Source organism: Stenotrophomonas sp. DDT-1, from assembly GCF_001580555.1.
In the GTDB taxonomy this organism is placed as follows: Bacteria; Pseudomonadota; Gammaproteobacteria; order Xanthomonadales; family Xanthomonadaceae; genus Stenotrophomonas; species Stenotrophomonas sepilia.
The window spans coordinates 1-1,170 of sequence record NZ_LEKR01000088.1 but is presented as its reverse complement, the minus strand read 5'-3'; the positions used below and the strand labels follow the sequence as shown (position 1 = coordinate 1,170).

Genomic DNA, 1,170 nt, shown 5'->3' with positions numbered 1-1,170 from the left:
TTACTCGATGATCTTCGAGACCACGCCGGCGCCGACGGTACGACCGCCTTCGCGGATGGCGAAGCGCAGGCCTTCGTCCATGGCCACCGGGTTGATCAGGGTGACTTCCATCTTGACGTTGTCACCCGGCATCACCATTTCGACGCCTTCCGGCAGCTTGGCGGCGCCGGTGATGTCGGTGGTGCGGAAGTAGAACTGCGGACGGTAGCCGTTGAAGAACGGGGTGTGGCGGCCGCCCTCATCCTTCGACAGGACGTACACTTCGCCTTCGAACTTGGTGTGCGGCTTGATCGTGCCCGGCTTGGCCAGCACCTGGCCACGCTCGACGTCGTCACGCTTGGTGCCGCGCAGCAGCAGGCCAGCGTTGTCGCCTGCCTGACCCTGGTCCAGCAGCTTGCGGAACATTTCAACGCCGGTCACGGTGGTCTTCTGCACCGGACGGATGCCGACGATTTCGATTTCGTCGCCAACCTTGATCACGCCGCGCTCGATACGACCGGTCACCACGGTGCCGCGGCCCGAGATCGAGAACACGTCTTCCACCGGCATCAGGAACGGCTTGTCGATCGCACGCTCCGGCTCCGGAATCCAGCTGTCCAGCGCGTCGACCAGCTTCAGGATGGCCGGCACGCCGATGTCGCTCTGGTCGCCTTCCAGCGCCAGACGGGCCGAACCGGCGATGATCGGGGTGTCGTCGCCCGGGAACTCGTACTTGCTCAGCAGCTCGCGCACTTCCATCTCGACCAGCTCGAGCAGCTCGGCGTCGTCCACCATGTCGGCCTTGTTCAGGAACACGACGATGTACGGCACGCCGACTTGGCGCGACAGCAGGATGTGCTCACGGGTCTGCGGCATCGGGCCGTCAGCGGCCGAGCACACCAGGATCGCGCCGTCCATCTGGGCGGCACCGGTGATCATGTTCTTGACGTAGTCAGCGTGGCCCGGGCAGTCAACGTGGGCGTAGTGACGGATCGGGGATTCGTATTCGACGTGCGCGGTCGAGATCGTGATGCCACGTGCCTTTTCTTCCGGCGCGGCGTCGATCGAGGAGTAGTCCTTGAACTCGCCACCGAAGCGCTCGGCACCGATCTTGGTCAGTGCGGCGGTCAGCGTGGTCTTGCCGTGGTCGACGTGACCGATGGTGCCGACGTTGACGTGCGGCTTGGTGCG

The 1,170-nt window shown here is 64.6% G+C and carries 1 protein-coding gene; it reads right to left on the bottom strand.

Going from position 1 to position 1,170, the window contains the following annotated elements:
* The coding region (gene tuf, locus AB839_RS20835) for an elongation factor Tu (RefSeq protein ID WP_107433335.1) at positions 1 to 1,170 on the bottom strand (1,170 nt) is incomplete at its 5' end.